Source organism: Clostridium nitrophenolicum (assembly GCF_055391695.1).
This window is the reverse complement of the sequence record NZ_AP042469.1, coordinates 3,659,163-3,675,895: the sequence shown is the minus strand read 5'-3', so window position 1 is coordinate 3,675,895 and position 16,733 is coordinate 3,659,163. Positions and strand designations below refer to the sequence as shown.

Below are 16,733 nucleotides of genomic sequence, written 5' to 3'. Positions count from 1 at the left end.
GACCTACTCGAGTAGACATAATTGATTTTTACAATCTTTATAGCTAAAAATCAGAACTAAATAAAGTAAGCTGTTGAAGTTTTGTTTCTTCTAATGAAGAAACAGATACCCCGATAAGTCTAATTTTTTCCTTAAAATCAATAGAATATAGTATTTCTAAAGCTTCATTTAAAATATCCTCTTCCTTTGATATATGCATTGGTAAGGTCTTGTTCTTAGTATGATTTTCAAAGGTTGAGGTCTTTATTTTTAAAGTTATAGTTTTTCCGCTTAAGCCTTTAGTTATTAGAGTTTTAGATATAGAGCTGCAAAAGCTTTTTATATAAGCTTCTAATTCTTTTTTATCATTAGTATCACTTCTAAGGGTAGTCTCTCTGCCAATAGATTTTCTTTCTCTGGATATTACTACTTTTCTATTGTCAATCCCTCTAATTCGTTTATATATTTCAACACCATATTTACCAAAAAACTCAGTTAAAAACTCTTCTGAAAGGTGATATAATTCTTCGATGGTAAATATACCTATGGCATTAAGTTTTTCAGCGGATTTTTTGCCTAATCCGTAGATTTTGTTTATAGGTAAAGGTAAGAGACTCTTTGGTATCATATCTTCCGTTATAATTTTTAAACCATTTGGTTTATTCCAATCGGAAGCAAGTTTAGCAAGAAACTTGTTGTAAGAAATCCCTACAGAGATAGTAAGTCCTGTAGTGTTTTTAACTTTTTCTTTTATATACATAGCTACTGAAACAGGATCTTTTTTTAATTCAGTAATATCAAGGTAAGCTTCATCGATACTCAGTGGTTCCACATAGGGAGTTATTTCATAAAATATTTGAAATATTTTTTCAGATACTTCTTTATACCTAAACATTCTTGTAGGAAGATAAATTCCATTAGGACAAAGTGCCTTAGCTATATACACAGGCATGGCACTTCTTACACCATATTTCCTAGCTTCATAGGAGCAGGTTGCAACTACTCCTCTTTCTGAAATCCCTCCAACTATAACAGGTTTTCCCTTTAACTTTGGATTATCTATAACTTCAACAGAAGCAAAAAAAGCATCCATATCTACATGTAGAATAACTCTTTCCATCCGTATTTTCCTCCTTTTAGTCGGAACACCGGGTAATTTTGATCGTTTCCACCAGCAAAATTGCCCGTTAAAGTCCATTTAGGACTTTAACCTCCAAAAGTAAAAATGGTTTAAATTCATATGAACATTATTATATCATATAAAAAAATGAAAGAGAACACTTGTTTGTGTTGTATAATAAATAATCTCTACTAGGTAAAATTATTTTCAATAAAAATTACAAATATTGTGAAATTTATTAAGTAATAGTAAAATTATATTAACACTATTTTAAGGGAGATTAAGGGATATGAAAAAATTATGTTTAAAAAATAAACAAGAAGTCACCCTAAGAGAAGCTAAAAAGGAAGACGCCCAATCTATGATAGATTTTTATAATTTGGTAGGAGGAGAAACTGATTTTCTTTCATTTGGGAAAAATGAGTTTAAAATGCCTTTGAAAGATTATGAAAAGTTTATAGAATCTACAGCAGCAGAAAATAATTCAATAATATTGGTAGCAACAATTGATGATAAAATAATAAGTATAGCATCTATTACTTCTAATCAAAAAGCTAGATGTAAACATATAGGAACTTTTGGAATAGCTATTGCAGAGCAATTCTGTGGATTAGGTTTAGGCAGAAAGATTATGGATTATCTTATAGAATGGTCAAGTTCAAATGGCATAACTAAAAAAATAAGCCTTTTAACTAGAGAAGATAATCATCGCGCAATAGATTTATATAAGAAAGTTGGGTTTGAAGAAGAAGGTATATTAAAGAAAGAAAATTATATAAATGGAGTTTATTATAATACAATCATAATGGGATTGATTCTCTAGATTCGTATAACTTTTAAATTAATATAAATTATATAAAGAAAAAGCACTATTTCTAAAATTATGTTTTAGAAATAGTGCTTTTTATATCTAGTTATTCTTATAGAAATAGTAATGCAACACCTATTAGAGCAATAAAAGAACCGAATATTTCTTTTGAAACTATTTTCTCTTTAAACACAAAGATTGATGCTGGTATGATTAATATAGGTGTTATAGAGGTTATTGTTGAGACAATAGCTGTAGGTGCATGCTGTACAGCTAATAAAGATAAAGATACGCCAATGAATGGGCCGAAAAATGACCCAATAGTTATGTTTTTCATAGCTTTCTTATCTTTTAACGCTGTAAAAACATTTTCCCAATGTTTTTTTACTGTAACAACAATGCAAAAGCCAAAGATTGCTGCTATAATTCTAATTTGAGTAGCCGCAAAGGGGTTATAGGATCCCATTCCAAACTTGCTGAAAACAAGCCCAAAAGCTTGTCCTAATGCTCCTAAAAAAGCATATGTCAATCCTTTTATAGGATGAGAAAAGGTAATTTTCTTGTCATCGGAACCTTTAGTTAATATTACAAGAGCAATACCTATAATTGTTGTAGTCATTCCTACAAAACCTAATAGTGTTATTTTTTCTCCCATTAATATATAACCTGTTACTGCAGTTATTGGTGGTACTATGGACATTATTAATTGTGATATACGTGAACCAATTTCTACATAGGCCTGGAACAAAAATAAATCTCCTAAAACAAAGCCTATTAATCCTGATAAAAGCAACCATACCCACGTATAGCCTGATGCATCTATAGGTAAAAGCATTCCCCTAGTGAAAAAATTAAAGACTGAAAGTAATATAAAGGCTATAAAAAGTCTTATTATATTTACACACAGAGAACCAACTTTTTTCCCTGCGGATTCAAAGGCAACTGCAGTAACTGTCCAGCATACCGCCGTTGCAAGTGCAGCTAATACTCCTAAATGTGATTGCAACATAAAATATTCCTCCATCTTTTGTTCTTGTTATAACTTAAACTCACTATTATATTCTAAGGTGCGAGGTAATATATGTCTACAAAATTATTTCAACAAAAATAATTATTAAGTTAACAATTACAATATTATGTAAACTAAATCTAAAGTAAACACAAAAATACTATTTAACATCTTTATAATATTGTAAATATCAACTTATATTTATATAATATGAAAAGGGATTTTACTTAAAGGAGTAACATATATGAAATACTGTATTACAAATGATAATAAAATATATAAGTTTATCGAAAATTTAAAGAAAGAAAAGGTGACTTTTATGTATAGATATTTTATTCAAGTTTTTGGAAGAGTACAGGGTGTTGGATTTAGAAATTTTGCTAGTTATATGGCGAAAAGTTTTAATTTAACTGGTTGGGTAAAAAACTGTGATGATGAAAGTGTTAGCATGGAAGTACAGGGGGAGGCCCAATATATATCTTTATTTATAGAAAAAATTAATAAGGGAAATGCTTTCGTTAAAGTAGAGAATATAAATTGCAGGAATATAGAAAATATTGAAAACGAAAGATCTTTTAGAGTTATATATTAAAAATTTATCAGTACAATATAGAATAGCAAGGATGAAATCTGAACCCTTACTTATCAGGTAAGGGTTCTTTAGTTCTACGTTCATCTATATTAAATAAAATAATCGAAAAAATTAACGTCAACGATGCCGCCCATATTGATTTAACTCCAATAGATAATGTGAGTAGTCCACCTAAAAAAGCTCCCAATAAAAATGACAATATGATCGTAAAGTAACGAAGAGATCGAATAGCTGCTTTATTATCTTTTTCTGTGAAAGCAATATAAGCTGCATAGGATGCTGATCGTAAGTTACCAGTGGACATGGTTGTACTATATGGAGAATCAACAAGCGTCCTAAATGAAGATATCTGTAGCGAAGAAACAAAGGAAATTGTAACAGTTACCACTTCATCTGGAATACTACTAGGTATAAAGCCTATAATAAAAAGAATTACAACCTCAAGGATCAAGATAGCCCTTGCTGAATCTTTTATAAACGGCATAGGAGATCTTCTTTTTACCCATTCAGAAACTATTACTCCTAATATAAATGCCAAAATAGGAGGAAGGGCCATAAGAGCTTGCCGCCAATTTCCTCTTGAAGCTTCTACTCCAAATAACACTATATTTCCCGTTTGGGCATTAGCAAAAACACCACCTCTTCCAATAAAGGTATAAGCATCTAAAAATCCTCCAACTATTGCAAGAAGTATTCCGAGGTGAACAGATTCAGAAGTAACATTATTTAGACGTACTTTTGTTTTATTTCTGCAAAGTGCACCTATATAATTAGTAAGCAAAATTTGAATAACTCCTTTCCATAAAGTGTAATTTTATAAACTCACTTAAAGCTAATAACAACAATTATTATACTGCTAATTTAGAAATATGTATAATACAATTAAAGGATGAATTTCTTGGTTGCAAAATATAGTGAAATATATTAGCTAATTATTATAATAAATACTATGCTTTCCTTTAAATTTGTATATTGTTCTGTGCTTTAGTTTTTTTATCAATTTTGTATATTGTTTCATATTCTTATCCCTATGGCAGATTAAGCTTAATTCTACCATAGGGTTTTTCATTTCACTGTTCGTTATTGGGGCCGGTGCTCTTGAGGGCATTGAAATTGCAGCAGATACGATTCAAGTACATATATGAGTTATATATGTAGATGTACCAGTAGCGAGCAATCTGTATCCTGTTGGTACATATTAAAGTTATATTTTCATATTTATTGAGATAGTATGGCTATAAAGGAAATTGTACATGTGATTTTAGATAGTTTTGAAGAATACTATAATTGTTACATGTACCATTTTGTTGCAAAAATTCTTCAGAAGCCTTGATATATCTAGAATAGACATTGGCACGCATTTTGCTCATTAATTATATATGAAAAATAACAAGGGAGGAAAGATAATATGACTAAAATTTCAATTCGTAATAAGAATATTTATTATGAAACCTATGGAGAAGGGGAAGCTCTTGTATTATTAAATGGCATAATGATGAGTACTGCAAGTTGGAGTCCATTCATAAAGGCTTTTTCAAAAAATTATAAGCTTTTTCTAATAGACTTTATTGATATGGGGCAATCTGATAAGGCTGAAGAAAACTATACTCAAAGTATGCATGTTGAGTTTCTTAAAGAAGTATTTGATAAGCTGAACTTTGAAAAGGTTAACATGGTAGGAGTGTCATATGGAGGGGAGGTAGCTATACAGTTTGCAATAAAATATGGAGAAAGATTAAATAGTCTTATACTTGCTAATACCACTAGCTATACCTTTAATGGGTTAAAAGATATAGGAGCAAATTGGGATATAGCAGCAGCTACTCATGATGGTTCTATTTTCTTTAATGCTACTATGCCTCATATATATTCCTCAGAATTCTATCAAGATAATATACAGTGGTTGAAGGATAGAGAAAAGTTATTTCAAAAAATTCTTACTGATGAATGGTATGAGGGGTTTAGAAGACTTAATAACAGCTCATTAGAATATGATGTAAGAGACAATCTGCACAAAATAAAGGTACCAACATTGGTTATTGGTGCAGAGTATGATTCACTTTTACCTGTAAGATTTCAAGAAGAAATATATGAAAAAATTGAGAGCGCAAAAATGGCAGTAATAAAGGGTGCAGGTCATGCATCTATGTATGAGAAACCTTATGAATTTACTTCATTGGTTCTTGGATTTTTAAGCTGCTGTAATGAAGAGTTCAAAATAGTTTAATGATTTATAAGTGATAATAGATTATAGAGAGGAAGGTATTTAAAATGAAAAATGTACAGGAAATTTATAACAGTAAGGTAAAGAGTATAGCGGGAGCATTAAACTTGATTCAGTCTAAGGATGTGATATTTGTTGCTCAGGCGGGGGCAGAGCCTATGGCATTACTAGATGAACTGCACACTATAAGTGCTAATGGTATAACTGGAGTTGAGCTTCAAAATTGCCTGCCAATGAAAAATTATGAATTTATAAACAACCCTCAATATAAAGATAACATATTTGTTCATGGCTGGTATTTTACTAAAGCCTTAAGAGATGCTCAAAAAAGAGGAAATGCTACTTGTACTCCGCAACATGCCCATATAGCGGTATGGAAAAAGTTACATGGAATACAAGGCAGGAGGAAGGTGCTATTTACAACCTGTTCTCCTATGGATAAGCATGGATACTTATCACTTTCTATAAGCAATATATATGAAAGAGAATTAATAGAAAATGGCGCAGTATTGATATGTGAGGTTAATCCAAATTATCCTAGAACCTTTGGAGATAATATTGTGCATATTAGTGAAGTAGAAGCACTTGTTGAGACAAACCGTCCTATTCCAGAAGTGCAGCTGATACCTTATACAGATGTGGACAGAAAAATAGGAGAAAATATTGCAGAGCTCGTTGAAGACGGTTCTACTATTCAACTTGGAATAGGAAACATTCCAAATGCAGTAGCAGCAGAATTAAGGAGTAAAAAACACCTTGGAATTCATACAGAAATGTTTACGGAATCTATGGCAGAGCTTATAGAGTGTGGAGCTGTAGATAACTCACAGAAAGGATTTTATAATGGTAGGTCAGTATGCGCCTTTGCTTTTGGTAACAAAAAACTTTATGATTATTTAGATAACAATCCAACGGTTTTATTTAAATCAGGTTCCTGGGTTAATGATCCTTATATAATTGGACAGAACAACAAATTTGTTTCTATAAACGCTACTCTAGAAGTTGATCTTACTGGCCAGTGCTGTTCAGAATCCATAGGAAGTATACAATATACAGGGACTGGAGGACAAGCTGATACTGTATTAGGATCACAGAGATCTAGCGGTGGGAAATCTATTATAGCTATGCATTCAACTACTATAATAAGCAATGATGAAGGCAAAAAAGAAACAATTTCAAAGATAGTTCCTTTTTTAAAGCTTGGTTCAATTGTAAGTTTATCAAGAAATGATGTAGATTATGTTGTTACAGAAAATGGAGTGGCATGGCTTAGAGGGCTATCCGTAAAGGATAGGGTAACTGCTTTAATTAATATTGCTCATCAAAATTTCAGAGATTGGCTAAGATTTGAAGCAAAAAAGAATATGATTTGGTAGTACATTACTTAAGTGATTGGAGGATTTGATTATGGATAAAAAATCGAGAATTTTCTATGGATGGTGGATTGTCCTTGTAGCTTTCCTTTCAGTAGGGATTACTTACGGTACAAAGGGAGCTTTTGGAGTTATACAGTTATCTATGCTTAAGGATTTAGGATGGACAAGAGCTCAAGTTGCCGGTGCTTTATCAGCTAATATGTTTATATATGCTATTGTAGTTCCTTTTGCTGGACGTATAATGGATAAAATAGGTGTAAAAGCTACATTAGTTTTTGGAGGATTTTTAACAGGTGCAGCATATTATCTTTTGACTATAATAAAAACTCCACTTCAATTTTATTTATGCTATGGTGTTATTTTAGGAGTAGCTGGTACATGCATGGGCATGGTTCCAGGACCAACTGCAGTAAGTCGATGGTTTGTTAAAAAAAGAGGCCGCGCTCTTGCTATAGCATTAGCAGCATCGCCACTAGGGAGTGCTTTATTTACTGTTTTATCTAAAGATTGGCTTAATACAATTGGATGGAGAGGTACTTTCAGGGTTATGGCCATTATGTCTTGGATACTTGTAATAATACCTGCACTGTTATTGATGAGAAACAAACCTGAAGATTTAGGATTATGCCCTGATGGAGAAGCTGTCGCAGAAGTAGCTACAAAGACTATAGATGATTATGAAGAAGAATGGACTTTAATAAAAGTCTTAAAATCACCAAAAGCTTGGGCACTGTTTTTAGCATACTTTTTCATGGCAGGAAACGGGTGGGCACAGGCTGTACATCAAGTTCCACATCTAGTTAATAACGGCATAAGCAAAAGTAATGCAACTAATGCATTGGCAGCTAATATGTTCTTAAATGTTATATCTATGTTAGCATGGCCTGCAATTTCAGACTATATAGAACGTAAAAAAGCAATAATTATAGCTTTGGCACTTCAAGTTCTTGGCGGTTTCATGCTCATAAATGCTACTTCTATAGGAATGACTTATGCTTTTGTTTTTGTAGCAGGACTTTCATATACAGGATGTTATGGACTTTTTAGTGCTTTAGCTGCGGATTTATTTGGACGCAAAGGATTAGGAACAGTTAGCGGAGTTATGGCAACCTTTGGATCCCTTGGAGCAGCCGTTGCAATTTATCTCGGAGCATATATATACGATCTCACAAAGAGTTATAATATAATTTGGTACTCTGATATAGCGGGGTTAATATTGGCAGTAATTTTTACAGTAATATTAGGGCGTTTAATAGATGTTAAAAAATCTAATAATCTTTCTGTATAAATTAGATTAGAATATAAAATTTTCACATAATTAATAAGCTTTATTGTTATGTGAAAATTTTTTTGCTATACTAAATAAAAAATTGTAAATAAAAGGCATGCCGCCTAAAGATACATATAAACGATAGAATTTTAAGGGGGATATGAATGTCAAATTTTATACATTCCAAAGAGTTTTTACATTTTTGTCAGCAGGCTTTTGAAAACATACCAATTACAGTAGATTTTTTGGACGAGGATGGAAAAATGATTTATATAAACAAAGCCTTTGCTGATTTCCTAAAGATTCCCAGGGAAGAAATGATAGGAAAATTTGTTACGGATATAAATCCAACTTCAAAATTCATGGATACTTTAAAAAATAAAAAAGCTGATATTGCAATAAAGCACAAATTTCCTAATGGTAAAGATGCTATTGTTCATAGAATTCCAATCCTAGATGATGAAGGACAAGTAGTTGGAGGATTTGGTATGGTTCTTTTTGAAGGCATAACTGAAATGAAGTCAATTATAGAAAAATGTGACGCACTTGATAAAGAATTGAAACTGTATAAAAATCATATAGCAAAATTCAATACAGCAAAGTATACACTAGATGATATTATAGGAAAAAGTAAGGATATTATACAGTGTAAAAAGAAAGTTGAAAAATTTGCGAAAGTAGATTTAGATGTTCTAATCACAGGGGAAAGTGGTGTGGGTAAAGAACTTTTTGCTCATGCCTTGCATAATGAAAGTTTAAGAAAGAATAAACCCTTTATAATCATAAATTGTTCTGCCATTCCAGGAAATCTTCTAGAATCTGAACTATTTGGATATGAAGAAGGAGCCTTTACTGGAGCTAAGAAAGGTGGAAGTATAGGTAAGTTTGAAGTTGCCAATGGAGGAACTATATTTTTAGACGAAATAGGGGATATGCCTTATTACATGCAGGTTAAAATTTTAAGGGTTCTCCAAGAAAAAGAGATAGTTAGGGTAGGAGGTAAAACTACCATTCCTATAGAGGTAAGAGTGTGCTGTGCCACAAATAGAAATTTAGAGCAGTTAATTAAAGAAGAAAAATTCAGAGAAGATTTATATTATAGGCTTAATGTATTGAGTATAGAAATACCTCCTTTAAGAGAAAGAAAAGGTGATATTGAGGCACTCATAGATAAATTTTTAAATTCCTTTTATAAGAATTCCGGAATGTTTAGAAAAATTTCTAAACCTGCTATTGATATACTAGTAAACTATGAATGGCCTGGAAACGTCAGAGAATTGAAGAACGTAATTGATAGAATTTGCGTTAACGCTGAAGATGCTAATATAGTAGAAGCAGATATTCCAGAATATATATTAAAAACTGCAGTTAAGAGTAAATATGATGTAAATGACTTAGGATTAGATGCGTTTTTGATGCATATGGAGAAAGAAATGGTTTTAAATGCTCTGACGGAGTGCAATAACAACAAAAGTAAAGCGGCTAAAAAATTAAAAATACCTAGAATGTCTTTCTATAGGAAATTGGAGAAGTATGATATAAAATAATGTTAAAAGCTCAGAATCTAATTTCTGAGCTTTTTTGAGCAAATTTCTAGTTAGCTTTTATACTATGGTCTTTTGGAGCAGGCATAGTGGCTTTAATAGCGTCTGCTTTATCCTGTGATATAATTCCTGCAGTTACAAGTTCACTTAAGAAGCCAGTTTTCTCTGTGTTTTTTTTGCTTTCAAAATAAGATTTACGTTCAGTTTCAGTCATATTTTTAATCTTATCCATTTCAGCTTTTTTTTCAGTATATTTATCTGTTAAATACTTTAGGATATTATTTTCTTCAGTTTGTGTAATAGTTCCAGTTGTAACTAGGGTATCAAGCTGAGTTTTAAGTCTCTCTGGATTAGCTTCACCTTCTCTTCTACCAGGTCCTTGATGAATTGCATTTCGTACAGCATCAGCCTGATCTCGAGTTAAAGTTCCAGCAGTTACAAGTTTACTTAAGAAATCAGATTTTTCTGCAGTTTTTTGGCTTTCAAAATAAGTCTTACGTTCAGCTTCGGTCATGTTTTTTATTTTATCCATTTCAGTTTTCCTGTCAGTTTGTTCTTGTTTCATAGCATTTATTATGTTAGTTTCTTGATCCTGTGTAATAGTTCCAGCGGTAACTAGATTATCAAGCTTTGACTTCATATTATCTGTTGGATTTTTCTTATTCATTCTAGCTTCTTGTGTCTTTTTATGTGCTCCAGTTGTTCCACTTACATTACTTTTAGCAAAAACATAACCTCCTGTTGATAGAAGTACACCTCCAGCTATTACTGCAGTCATTATTTTACTTATTAATTTTTTTCTGTTCATCTTTACACTCTCCTTTTATATAATTTTATTTTACATTCATTCCTTTATTATTTGGTATGAATATATCATATAACTCTTTTGTTACAATTTAGTTACAGTTTGCTAAATATTTCATAGATAATTTAAAAATATACTTTGACTTTCTTTGACTTTTGTATTATTCTTTTATTAAAGAGTAATATAATAACAGGTCGAGGTGAAAATTAATCATGAATATAGAAAAAATGACTATAAGAGTACAACAAAGCTTAAATGAGGCTCAACTAACGGCAGTTAAGTATAATCATCAACAAGTGGATGTAATTCATCTATTTTCAGCTTTGCTAAATCAAGAGGACGGGTTAGTCCCTAATATTTTTGAAAAAATGGGTATAAATTTAAAAGAGCTAAAGAAAGATACACATCTTCAATTAGATAAAATGCCTAAGGTTTTAGGAGAGGGTGCACAAAGCTCAGGAGTTTATGCAACTAGAAGAATAGAAGAAGTCTTAGTTAAAGCGGAGTCTATAGCTGAAAAGTTTAAAGACTCTTATATAAGCGTAGAACATGTTATGATAGCTATTATGGATATAGACAGTAAAGGTGTGGTTGGAAGCATACTAAATAAATTCAATATACAAAAATCAGATTTTATGAAGGTATTATCGCAAGTTAGGGGAAGTCAAAGAGTTGATACGCAAGATCCTGAGGGAACTTATGATGCACTAGCTAAGTATGGAACAAATTTAGTAGAATTAGCAAAAAAGCATAAGTTAGATCCTGTTATAGGAAGAGATGAAGAAATAAGAAGAACTGTTAGAATTCTTTCGAGAAGAACCAAAAACAACCCAGTACTAATTGGAGAGCCTGGTGTAGGTAAAACTGCTATAGTAGAGGGATTAGCTGAAAGAATTGTAAGAGGTGATGTACCAGAAGGGTTAAAGGATAAGATAATATTTTCTTTAGATATGGGAGCTTTAATTGCTGGTGCTAAATACAGAGGAGAGTTTGAAGAGAGATTAAAAGCTGTACTTAAGGAAGTACAAGGCTCAAGCGGAAAAATAATATTATTTATAGATGAAATTCATACTATAGTGGGAGCTGGAAAAACTGATGGAGCCATGGATGCAGGTAACCTTATTAAGCCTTTACTTGCAAGAGGAGAACTTCATTGTATAGGTGCAACCACCTTTGATGAATACAGACAATATATTGAAAAGGATAAGGCCCTAGAGAGAAGATTCCAGAAGGTTTCTGTTGATGAGCCTACTGTAGAAGACACCATTTCTATACTTAGAGGCTTAAAGGAAAGATTTGAAATACATCATGGTATTAGAATTCATGATTCTGCTATTGTAGCAGCAGCAAAGCTTTCAGATAGATATATTCAAGGAAGATTTTTACCAGATAAGGCTATTGATTTAATAGATGAAGCTGGCGCTATGATAAGAAGCGAAATAGATTCTCTTCCAACGGAATTAGATATGGTTAGAAGAAAGCTATTCCAATTAGAAACTGAAAAAGAAGCTCTATCAAAGGAAAAGGATGAAGCATCAAAAGCACGACTTCAAATATTAAGTAAAGAACTTGCGGAGCTTAAGGGAAAAAATGATGAAATGACTGCTAAGTACGAAAAAGAAAAAGGTCATATCCTAGAAATAAGAAATTTAAAAGCTCAATTAGATGAAGCAAGAGGAAATATTGAAAAATACGAAAGAGAATATGACTTAAATAAGGTGGCAGAATTAAGATATGGACTTATTCCAAATCTTGAAGCAGAAATAAAGGAAAAAGAAGAGTCTATGAAGGAAAATTATGAAGGAGCGCTGCTAAAAGAAGAGGTAACCGAAAATGAAATATCCGATGTAGTAGCTAAATGGACTGGAATTCCTGTGTCTAAATTAGCAGAGGGAGAACGTGAAAAACTATTAAGATTAGAGGAGGATTTACAAAAGAGAGTTATAGGTCAAGAAGAGGCAGTTAGAAGTGTATCAAATGCAGTTATTAGAGCAAGAGCGGGGATGAAGGATGAAAAAAGACCAATAGGTTCCTTTATATTTTTAGGACCAACTGGAGTAGGTAAAACAGAGCTTGCAAAGACCTTAGCTAGAAATCTCTTTGATAGTGAAGAAAACATCATAAGAATAGACATGTCAGAGTATATGGAAAAGTACTCAGTATCAAGACTTATAGGAGCTCCTCCAGGATACGTAGGTTATGAAGAAGGTGGTCAGCTAACAGAAGCGGTTAGAAGAAAGCCTTATTCAGTAATTTTATTTGACGAAATTGAGAAGGCTCATGAAGATGTGTTTAATGTATTCCTTCAAATTTTAGATGATGGAAGGCTTACAGATAACAAAGGAAAAACTATAGACTTTAAGAATACTATAATAATAATGACCTCTAATATAGGAAGTAGCTATCTTTTAGAGAACAAGGGTGAAAACTCTATAGATGAAAATATTAGAGCTGCTGTAATGAATGAGATGAAGGGAAGATTCAAGCCTGAATTCTTAAATAGATTAGATGACATAATATTATTCAGACCGTTAAGTAATGAAGGAATTAAGAAGATAATAGATATATTCCTCCAGGATGTAAGAAAGAGACTTAAGAATAGAAATATTACTATGAAAATTACAGAAGCCGCTAATGAACTTTTAGCTAAGGAAGGCTATGATCCTGTTTATGGAGCTAGACCGCTAAAAAGATACATTGAAAACACATTAGAAACAAATATAGCTAGAAAGATAATAGCTGGTGAAGTCTATGATGGATGTGCCATAAACATTGATGCTGATGGTGACAATATTATAATTAAAAATGAATTGAATTGATGATTAAATTTTACCCCCTAGTTTAATGCTAGGGGGAATTAATTTTTAATAACTACCTGTAAATAAATCAAAAGCTTTATTAATATCAGCTAAATCTGTTCCCCAATCACGTCTAACATTTTCTGGATCTAGAATTCTATAGTGAAAAGTAAATTTATTTTGTTGAAGCTTCCATCCATTTTTTGATTTTAAAGTATACCAAAATACTTTACCTCCCAAAGTTTTGGTAGGAATATTCATAAGACCCATAAAGATCACTCCTTAAAAAATACTTTGTGAAATTATAATTATTTAGCTCATAGCTAGTTCTAGGTTATAAAAATATTTTATTCCAGAGTGATTCAAAGTGTTTTTTAATTTTTACAATTATTAAAATTAATATATTTTATCTAAATTTTTGTAATATTATATTGACTTAGGATTTGATACATTATATTATTAACTTAAATATAGTTGTTATAACTATAATTGTTATAACTATTATAGTTATAACGAATTAATATGATATGTTCTTATATAGATTTTAATTTAGGTGATTCAGTTGACTATTTTATCACCATAGTGACTGAAAAGCTGAAAATAAAATTAATAAGATAATAAATCCAAGGAGGGTGTTGTTATGAGATTAAAGTTACTTAACCGAATAGCATCTATTACTGCATTTTTAATGATTATATGTTTTATGACTTCTAGTTTAGTCTCAGAGTTTATTGGTGATCATATTCTTATTGCAGCTGTAAAAAGAACTATCTTATATGCATTGTTACTACTGATTATATGTATGATTTTAACAGCTGTCTCAGAAAGAAAACTGACTATACTATACCCGAACAATTTCTATGAGCTTAGAAGAGTTAGACGAATAAAGTGGATTGGATTAAATGGGGCAATTTTTCTTGCTCCTCTAGCAATTACTTTGAATTATCTTGCACAGAATGATAGGATAGGTACAACCTTTTATTTGTTGCAGTCCTTAGAGATAATCTGCGGTTTAATAAATATTTTCCTGTTTATAAAGATGTTTGTAGAAGGGAAAAAAATAAATAGCTTAAATAAAACCTCCGACTCCAATCATATAAATGAATAACTCATAAGCAACTATTTTTTTATATGATAAAATGTATCTTGACAAAAACAGTTGATAAAACTACTATAGTTATATCAACTTGTTGAAGGCAGGCGATTGTATGAAGAATAAATATGATTATACACAGTTAATTGGATATTTAATAGTTAAAGGCGAAGTTTGCGTTAAAAGAAAGATTCTTAGCGTATTTTTAGAAAAAGGATATGATATAACCTTTGAACAATGGACAGTACTGAATGTATTATATGTAGAACCTGGTTTAATTCAAAGTGAAATTGCAACGAGAACGTACAAAGATAAAACAAATGTTACTAGAATACTAGATGTGCTTTGTAAAAAAGGATATGTAGTAAGAGAAAAGCATGAAGAAGATAGAAGAAGCTCATGTATTTACCTTACAGATGAAGGAAGAGACATGTTTAATGACCTTATACCTTCTGTTAAATCAATAAATGAACAGTTTAGAAAAGGCATATCAGACGAAGAATTAGAAATATTTAAAAATGTTTTAGAAAAAATATATAGAAACACTGAATAAATATTTTTTATCAAATAGTTGTTATAACCATTATAGTCATATCTACCATATAAAATAGTTTAAAGGAGGAAATCATGGTAAAGTTATCTTTAAAAGAAAAGTTTGCATTCAAATTTATTTTTAGTGAGAAAAAAGTTTATCAAAGATGGTATGGAAGATTCCTGTCTTTCGGAATAGATTATGGGAGATTGAGAAGAGTAGTGACAAGAATTCCTAATTGGCTGCAATGGTGCAATGAATGGAGTACAGAGGGTGATGAGCTATATAAGAAGGCAGAACAAGCTTTAAATGAAGGGTACGAGTTTAAAGCAAGGGCATTGTTTCATGAAGCTGTAGCTTGCTATCATATTGGACAGCATATATTTTTTATTGACAGTATTCAAAAACAAAGAACACAAGAGCAAGCAAGAACAAGTTATAAAAGAGCGCTTAATTTATATGATGAAGGAGAAAGACCTATACGAATTGAGATACCTTTCCAGGGAGTAAAAATTCCAGGATATTTAAGACTTTCAGATACTTCAAACAAACCGCTTATAATTTTCGTAAACGGAATGGATAATATTAAAGAGGCTGAAGGTCATTCACAAGGCACAATATATAAGCAACATGGGTTTAACTTTTTTACCTTTGACGGGCCAGGGCAAGGTGAACTATGGAAAGATATGAAATTTGATGCGAAAGAATATCATAAAGTGGTATCAGCTATTATTGACTGGTTTGAGCAGCAACAGATATATAAAATTGATTTAGAGAAAATTGGATTAGTTGGTTTTAGTTTAGGAGGATATTTAGCACCGATGTGTGCAGCATATGATAAACGGGTAAAATATGTAGTCGGTAATAGTGGACTTGTCTATATAGGTGGATTAGAAGGAATGAAACGACTTAACCTAATTTGGCAACGAGGTGTCACATATATGACTGGATGTGAAACATTAGAAGAAGCGGTTGACAAATTTGATTGGGACATTGGACAAGAGCCTAATTTAAAAGTTCCATTATTATTCTACCATGCAGGAAAGGATGAAGTAATGCCTTCGCCTAAAATTCATGCTGAAAAGATGATGAGGTGGGCAATAGGTGAAAAGACACTTAAATATTATGAAGATGGTGAACATTGTACGCAGAATTATTTAGATGAAGTGTTTCCAGAGATAATAGATTGGTTAAAGAAAAAATTTGAGATGTGATTTTTAAAATTGATAAGTTGCTGATGAAAAGTCATCTAGACTTTTCACCAATCTAAATTTCTAACTTTTTCGCAAATCCTTTATATATTAGGTTACAAATCTTGGAGCTATAGGTGCTAAAATAATGGAAGCAAGAAATTTACTAATTTCGAAAAAAGATGACTTCGTTAAATTAAAGTCATCTTTTTCTATTTGCATTGTATCTAGAGATCACGAAGTTTCTTTTTATATAATTTTAAGTATAAAGTTTATATTTTGTTTATATTTAGTTTATAAGAAGTAGAGATACTCTCTTTAAAATAGAATTATAAAAGACTTTATGTATCAATTTTAAATGAATTTTGACTTATGCTGATGAAACTTAATATA

15 protein-coding genes are annotated in these 16,733 nt (G+C 31.4%); 10 read left to right on the top strand and 5 right to left on the bottom strand.

Annotated features, from left to right (window positions below; all coding sequences use genetic code 11):
• Window positions 1-43: 43 nt before the first annotated feature.
• Window positions 44-1,099, bottom strand: a complete 1,056-nt coding sequence (locus ACZ5N4_RS17525) for a DNA polymerase IV (protein ID WP_464203791.1) — start codon at window positions 1,097-1,099, stop codon at window positions 44-46.
• A 289-nt stretch (window positions 1,100-1,388) separates the two neighbouring features.
• Here ACZ5N4_RS17525 and ACZ5N4_RS17520 point away from each other — a divergent pair, with 289 nt between their 5' ends.
• On the top strand, window positions 1,389-1,922 hold the full coding sequence (locus ACZ5N4_RS17520; protein ID WP_464203790.1) for an N-acetyltransferase family protein: 534 nt from the start codon (window positions 1,389-1,391) through the stop codon (window positions 1,920-1,922).
• Between the two features lie 97 nt (window positions 1,923-2,019).
• On the opposite strand, the gene ACZ5N4_RS17515 is transcribed toward ACZ5N4_RS17520, so the two are convergent.
• Window positions 2,020-2,916 carry a DMT family transporter gene (locus ACZ5N4_RS17515; RefSeq protein WP_464203789.1) on the bottom strand — a complete coding sequence of 299 codons (897 nt, stop codon included), beginning with the start codon at window positions 2,914-2,916 and terminating at the stop codon, window positions 2,020-2,022.
• A 319-nt stretch (window positions 2,917-3,235) separates the two neighbouring features.
• On the opposite strand from ACZ5N4_RS17515, the gene ACZ5N4_RS17510 reads away from it, so the two are divergent.
• Window positions 3,236-3,508, top strand: coding sequence for an acylphosphatase (locus ACZ5N4_RS17510; RefSeq protein WP_464210999.1), 273 nt, complete (start codon window positions 3,236-3,238; stop codon window positions 3,506-3,508).
• A 46-nt stretch (window positions 3,509-3,554) separates the two neighbouring features.
• Here the strand turns inward: ACZ5N4_RS17510 and ACZ5N4_RS17505 are convergent, their stop codons facing one another.
• Window positions 3,555-4,289 (bottom strand): YoaK family protein, encoded by a 735-nt coding sequence (locus tag ACZ5N4_RS17505; protein ID WP_464203788.1) that lies wholly within the window; start codon window positions 4,287-4,289, stop codon window positions 3,555-3,557.
• A gap of 627 nt (window positions 4,290-4,916) precedes the next feature.
• Between ACZ5N4_RS17505 and ACZ5N4_RS17500 the strand changes: the two genes are divergently transcribed.
• The 4 genes from ACZ5N4_RS17500 (at window position 4,917) to ACZ5N4_RS17485 (ending at window position 9,925) form a co-directional block, all read left to right on the top strand.
• Complete coding sequence (locus tag ACZ5N4_RS17500) at window positions 4,917-5,735, top strand: alpha/beta fold hydrolase (protein ID WP_464203787.1); 819 nt, start codon at window positions 4,917-4,919, stop codon at window positions 5,733-5,735.
• Between the two features lie 44 nt (window positions 5,736-5,779).
• A complete protein-coding gene (locus ACZ5N4_RS17495; RefSeq protein WP_464203786.1) occupies window positions 5,780-7,108 on the top strand; it encodes an acetyl-CoA hydrolase/transferase family protein in 1,329 nt (442 codons plus the stop codon).
• A gap of 31 nt (window positions 7,109-7,139) precedes the next feature.
• The gene (locus tag ACZ5N4_RS17490; RefSeq protein ID WP_464203785.1) at window positions 7,140-8,396 is read left to right on the top strand and encodes an MFS transporter; all 1,257 of its coding nucleotides are present in this window, start codon (window positions 7,140-7,142) and stop codon (window positions 8,394-8,396) included.
• A 146-nt stretch (window positions 8,397-8,542) separates the two neighbouring features.
• On the top strand, window positions 8,543-9,925 hold the full coding sequence (locus ACZ5N4_RS17485; RefSeq protein WP_464203784.1) for a sigma-54 interaction domain-containing protein: 1,383 nt from the start codon (window positions 8,543-8,545) through the stop codon (window positions 9,923-9,925).
• 46 nt (window positions 9,926-9,971) lie between these two features.
• On the opposite strand, the gene ACZ5N4_RS17480 is transcribed toward ACZ5N4_RS17485, so the two are convergent.
• A complete protein-coding gene (locus tag ACZ5N4_RS17480; protein ID WP_464203783.1) occupies window positions 9,972-10,730 on the bottom strand; it encodes a hypothetical protein in 759 nt (252 codons plus the stop codon).
• Between the two features lie 209 nt (window positions 10,731-10,939).
• Here ACZ5N4_RS17480 and clpB point away from each other — a divergent pair, with 209 nt between their 5' ends.
• Window positions 10,940-13,546, top strand: a complete 2,607-nt coding sequence (gene clpB / locus ACZ5N4_RS17475) for an ATP-dependent chaperone ClpB (protein WP_464203782.1) — start codon at window positions 10,940-10,942, stop codon at window positions 13,544-13,546.
• Window positions 13,547-13,591: 45 nt separating this feature from the next.
• Here clpB and ACZ5N4_RS17470 read toward each other — a convergent pair whose 3' ends face one another.
• Window positions 13,592-13,795, bottom strand: a complete 204-nt coding sequence (locus ACZ5N4_RS17470) for a hypothetical protein (protein WP_464203781.1) — start codon at window positions 13,793-13,795, stop codon at window positions 13,592-13,594.
• A 370-nt stretch (window positions 13,796-14,165) separates the two neighbouring features.
• Here ACZ5N4_RS17470 and ACZ5N4_RS17465 point away from each other — a divergent pair, with 370 nt between their 5' ends.
• The 3 genes from ACZ5N4_RS17465 to ACZ5N4_RS17455 all read left to right on the top strand — a co-directional run bounded on the left by ACZ5N4_RS17465 (window position 14,166) and on the right by ACZ5N4_RS17455 (window position 16,364).
• A complete protein-coding gene (locus tag ACZ5N4_RS17465) occupies window positions 14,166-14,633 on the top strand; it encodes a hypothetical protein (RefSeq protein ID WP_464203780.1) in 468 nt (155 codons plus the stop codon).
• A 100-nt stretch (window positions 14,634-14,733) separates the two neighbouring features.
• The gene (locus tag ACZ5N4_RS17460; RefSeq protein ID WP_464203779.1) at window positions 14,734-15,171 is read left to right on the top strand and encodes a MarR family winged helix-turn-helix transcriptional regulator; all 438 of its coding nucleotides are present in this window, start codon (window positions 14,734-14,736) and stop codon (window positions 15,169-15,171) included.
• 74 nt (window positions 15,172-15,245) lie between these two features.
• Window positions 15,246-16,364, top strand: a complete 1,119-nt coding sequence (locus tag ACZ5N4_RS17455) for an alpha/beta hydrolase family protein (protein WP_464203778.1) — start codon at window positions 15,246-15,248, stop codon at window positions 16,362-16,364.
• The last annotated feature ends 369 nt before the right edge of the window (window positions 16,365-16,733 follow it).

What these genes read in the sequence shown, in the direction of transcription:
- ACZ5N4_RS17525 (WP_464203791.1), bottom strand. Translation starts at nt 1,099, where the DNA reads ATGGAAAGAGTTATTCTACATGTAGATATGGATGCTTTTTTTGCTTCT.
- ACZ5N4_RS17520 (WP_464203790.1), top strand. Translation starts at nt 1,389, where the DNA reads ATGAAAAAATTATGTTTAAAAAATAAACAAGAAGTCACCCTAAGAGAA.
- ACZ5N4_RS17515 (WP_464203789.1), bottom strand. Translation starts at nt 2,916, where the DNA reads ATGTTGCAATCACATTTAGGAGTATTAGCTGCACTTGCAACGGCGGTA.
- ACZ5N4_RS17510 (WP_464210999.1), top strand. Translation starts at nt 3,236, where the DNA reads ATGTATAGATATTTTATTCAAGTTTTTGGAAGAGTACAGGGTGTTGGA.
- ACZ5N4_RS17500 (WP_464203787.1), top strand. Translation starts at nt 4,917, where the DNA reads ATGACTAAAATTTCAATTCGTAATAAGAATATTTATTATGAAACCTAT.
- ACZ5N4_RS17495 (WP_464203786.1), top strand. Translation starts at nt 5,780, where the DNA reads ATGAAAAATGTACAGGAAATTTATAACAGTAAGGTAAAGAGTATAGCG.
- ACZ5N4_RS17490 (WP_464203785.1), top strand. Translation starts at nt 7,140, where the DNA reads ATGGATAAAAAATCGAGAATTTTCTATGGATGGTGGATTGTCCTTGTA.
- ACZ5N4_RS17485 (WP_464203784.1), top strand. Translation starts at nt 8,543, where the DNA reads ATGTCAAATTTTATACATTCCAAAGAGTTTTTACATTTTTGTCAGCAG.
- ACZ5N4_RS17480 (WP_464203783.1), bottom strand. Translation starts at nt 10,730, where the DNA reads ATGAACAGAAAAAAATTAATAAGTAAAATAATGACTGCAGTAATAGCT.
- clpB (WP_464203782.1), top strand. Translation starts at nt 10,940, where the DNA reads ATGAATATAGAAAAAATGACTATAAGAGTACAACAAAGCTTAAATGAG.
- ACZ5N4_RS17470 (WP_464203781.1), bottom strand. Translation starts at nt 13,795, where the DNA reads ATGGGTCTTATGAATATTCCTACCAAAACTTTGGGAGGTAAAGTATTT.
- ACZ5N4_RS17465 (WP_464203780.1), top strand. Translation starts at nt 14,166, where the DNA reads ATGAGATTAAAGTTACTTAACCGAATAGCATCTATTACTGCATTTTTA.
- ACZ5N4_RS17460 (WP_464203779.1), top strand. Translation starts at nt 14,734, where the DNA reads ATGAAGAATAAATATGATTATACACAGTTAATTGGATATTTAATAGTT.
- ACZ5N4_RS17455 (WP_464203778.1), top strand. Translation starts at nt 15,246, where the DNA reads ATGGTAAAGTTATCTTTAAAAGAAAAGTTTGCATTCAAATTTATTTTT.